Origin of the sequence: Bradyrhizobium sp., assembly GCF_035701725.1 — a bacterium.
GTDB lineage: Bacteria > Pseudomonadota > Alphaproteobacteria > Rhizobiales > Xanthobacteraceae > Bradyrhizobium.
In genome coordinates this window covers 1-3,455 of sequence record NZ_DASSRP010000070.1, presented here as the reverse complement: position 1 = coordinate 3,455, position 3,455 = coordinate 1, and the positions used below count along the sequence as shown (strand labels likewise).

The following is a 3,455-nucleotide window of genomic DNA, read 5'->3' as shown; positions in this document are numbered from 1 at the left end:
CATCGTGCCCAGCGAGCGGGCGGAGATCCAGGTGAGATCCGACCGCGCGACTGGCGCCGGTGAGCTGGTGAAATTTGGCCAGCCTGTGTGGTACCGCTTCTCCTTCAAGGTCGCTGGCGACTGGCCGCAGGACGTTCCGGCGGCTGGACGCCAGCTCTGCCGCACCGTCATCCACCAGATCAAGCAGGATTCCTTCAAGGGCGGAAAGTCGTGCGACGCCAGCCCCTTCTTCAAGATCGAGGCGCGGCCGCTCGGGGAGCGCGTGCGCTTCTTCGCGCAGGTGGCCGCCGGCGCATCCTGCGCCCAGCCGCCGATGGTGACGCGCACGCAGATCTGCCGGCGCGATCTGCCGCGGGAGAGATGGACCACGGTGCAGGTGCGCCTCAATCCCGCCCATGACGCCAGCGGCCGCGTCGACATCTGGCTCAACGGCGCGTTCTGTGGTGCCTACCAGGGACCCATGGCCGATCCGGACTATGGCGCCCGTCGCAACGGCGCGCCGTTCGTCAACGCACAGCCGCGTTTCGGCATCTACCGCGACTGGCGCGCCGAGACCCAGACGATCTACTTCGACAAGATCATGTTCTGGAACGCGGACCCGGCGGGCCACCCGGACTGGAGCGTGAGGTCCGCCGCCGGGGTGACGGCTTCTGCTGCCACGCTCCCGCGCGCATGCGCGCGAGGAGACACTCGGCAGATAAGCGGGCCGCCGGCTCGAACGAAAGAGGCCGGTGCGATCGGCTGGTGTTCGGGTCAGCCTCTCGTCAACCTCTCAAAATGGCTGAGAAGGTGAAAGCGGACCGTGCGAGGGCGGGCCGCGGCTCCCGGCTGATGTATCCGAATTCTGGTCGCCAAAATGCGGAAGTCAGGCTAACGCTGTGACCAGCGTTGTGATCCGTGCCGACCCCGACAATCCGCGACCCAAGCCAGGCAAAGTAACGACTTATATTTATGACCCTAGGCCGGGGGTTTGGCTTTGGTGGCCGCCTCAGCGAGCGCTCGGCGAACGTGGACCACGGCCATCTTTCGCTTGTAGTCGGCCGAGCCGCGGAAATCTGCGATCGGATCAATCGCATCTGCCACCAACGCCGCCGCGTCGCGGAAAATCTTCTCGTCGGCCTTCTGGCCGGCAAGTGCGGTTTCGACCGCCGTGGCGCGTACCGGGACCATAGCAGCGGCGCCGAGCGCCACGCGCGCGTCTGCGATGCCGCCGTTTCCATCGAGTGCGACCCGTGCCGCAACCGAGACGGTGGCGTAATCGTCCTGCGTTGCCGGCAGGAATTTGAGGAAGGCTGTGCCGCTGCCGGCCGGCTGTACCGGGATCGGGATCTCGGTCACGATCTCATCGGGCTCGAGCAAGGTTTCGTAATAGCCGGTGAAAAACCGGTCTACCGGGATAATGCGCTCGCCGCGCTGAGAGCGCGCGACGATCTGCGCATCGAGGGCGATGAGAACGGGCGGCGTATCGAGGTTGGGATCGGCCTGTGCCATCGCGCCGCCGAGGGTTGCCATGGATCGTATTCGCACGGTCGCGACGTGCCCGCAGGCTTCGGCCAGTAGCGGCGCGGAGCAGCGAATAGGCTCGGCCATTGCGAGAGACTGAAGCGTGGCGAGCGCGCCGATCCTGAGTTCGCCCTTCTCCTCGATGCCGGCCAAGCCCTCGAGCGCACGCAGACCGATTACGATGCTCGGCCGCACCAGGCGTTGCTTCATGAGATTGATAAGGCCGGTGCCGCCGGCGATGAGCTTGGACTGATCGCCATGCTGCGCCAAGAGCGCCAGCGCCTCGTCGAGGCTTGCGGGTTCGAGATAGGTGAAGGAGATCACGTCATTCGGCCCCAGCCGCGGCCGCGATCGATTCGATGATCTTATAGTAGCCGGTGCAACGGCAGAGATTGCCCATCATCCAATGCTGGATCTCCGCCCGCGTCGGATGCGCATTGGCGTCGAGCAGCGCCTTCGCCGCGAGGATTTGCCCGGGCGTGCAGATGCCGCATTGAAATCCGCCATGCGCGAGAAACGCCTCTTGCAGCGGATGCAACCGATCGCCCTCGGCAATGCCTTCGATGGTCGTGACCGCGCGCCCATCGGCATGAACCGCGAGCGCGAGGCAAGAGCTGATCGGCTTGCCGTCGAGCAACACGGTGCAGGCGCCGCACACGCCGACGCCGCAACTCTCCTTGGTGCCCGTGAGCTTCAGATCCTCGCGTAGGAACTCGATGAGAAGGCGGCTGTCTTCCACCTCGCGGCCGATGGGCGTGCCGTTGAGCGTGAGCTTGATGGTTCTCATACCGCACTCGCCTTGTCGCTCATGCCTTCGAGGACCTTCTCCGCGCTGACCGGTAGTTCGAGGAGTCTCACGCCTACCGCATCGAAGACGGCATTGGTGATCGCCGCCGGCAGCGCGACATTGCTCATCTCGCCGATTGAGGTGGTCGAGAATGGCGCCGCGCCGCCGCCGCCCGGCAACAAAACGGTTTCGAGCTCCGGGATGTCCATGACCGTCGGCAGCTTGTAGTCGCCAAGATGCGCGGTGATCACCGCGCCGTCTTTCAAGACGATCTGCTCGCTCATCGCTTGGCCGATGGCCTGGACGAGTCCGCCTTCGATCTGTCCCTGATGCATGATCGGGTTAACGATCGTTCCCACGTCATGCGCGCTGACAAGGCGCTTGAGCCGCACCTGCCCGGTCTCGCGATCGACCGCCACTTCCGCGAAGTGCGCAACGAAGCTCGTACGATCGCTCGGCCCGCCAGGCGTGTTCTCGCCCTGGCAGCTCAAGGGCGCCTTGCCGCGTGCCGCGGCCCAGCCCATGAGCGCGCGCCGGTCGATCGCGGCACCCGAGGCAGAAAACAACCCGTCCTCGCCCGTCCGAATATCGGATGGGGCGCAATTGAGCCGCTCGGCGGCGAGCGCCGCCAGATCCTGCTTCATTTTGTCGGCGACGGCCGCGATCGCTTGCCCGATCGTCGTCGTCAGCCTCTGACCGCTCGCGCCGGCCTCAAAACCGCTTACGAGCGTGTCGCCCTGCGCGACATTGACCTCGTCGACGGAAACGCCGAAATGCTCAGCGACGAGTTGTGCCGCGATCGTATGAAAGCCGGTTCCTGTGTCGGGCGAGCCGAGCATCAGCGTGATCCGGCCGTCCGCGCCCAGCGTAAGTGTCACGGTCGAGCGCCCGAAATTTCCGGGCGGATGCTCGTAGATCGAGACACCGCGGCCGACGCCGACTGGCTTGGGCTTGTCCCAGCCGAAGGCGCGGGTGCCGGCCTCGATTGTTTCTCGGCATCGAAGATGCCGTCGCCTTTCACCGAGCGGCGTCAGATCGCCTTCGGTGATCGCGTTGCGCCGCCGCATCTCGAGCGGATCGAGCCCCATCTCATGCGCCATCATGTCGATGTGGCTCTCGACCGCGAACGCCACCTGCGGCGCGCCGGGCGCGCGCATATGGCCGC

Annotated in this window: 4 protein-coding genes; 1 reads left to right on the top strand and 3 read right to left on the bottom strand. The window is 65.6% G+C overall.

The features are described from left to right. On the top strand, positions 1 to 793 hold a 793-nt coding region (locus tag VFL62_RS03580; protein ID WP_325171005.1), incomplete at its 5' end, for a heparin lyase I family protein. Between the two features lie 164 nt (positions 794 to 957). Here VFL62_RS03580 and VFL62_RS03575 read toward each other — a convergent pair. The 3 genes from VFL62_RS03575 to VFL62_RS03565 all read right to left on the bottom strand — a co-directional run. Beyond that, complete coding sequence (locus tag VFL62_RS03575; protein ID WP_325171004.1) at positions 958 to 1,827, bottom strand: xanthine dehydrogenase family protein subunit M; 870 nt, start codon at positions 1,825 to 1,827, stop codon at positions 958 to 960. Position 1,828: 1 nt separating this feature from the next. Beyond that, the gene (locus VFL62_RS03570) at positions 1,829 to 2,290 is read right to left on the bottom strand and encodes a (2Fe-2S)-binding protein (RefSeq protein ID WP_325171003.1); all 462 of its coding nucleotides are present in this window, start codon (positions 2,288 to 2,290) and stop codon (positions 1,829 to 1,831) included. Further along, positions 2,287 to 3,455, bottom strand: a 1,169-nt coding sequence (locus VFL62_RS03565) for a xanthine dehydrogenase family protein molybdopterin-binding subunit (RefSeq protein WP_325171002.1), incomplete at its 5' end; no start/stop codon positions are given. The genes VFL62_RS03570 and VFL62_RS03565, both read right to left, overlap by 4 nt.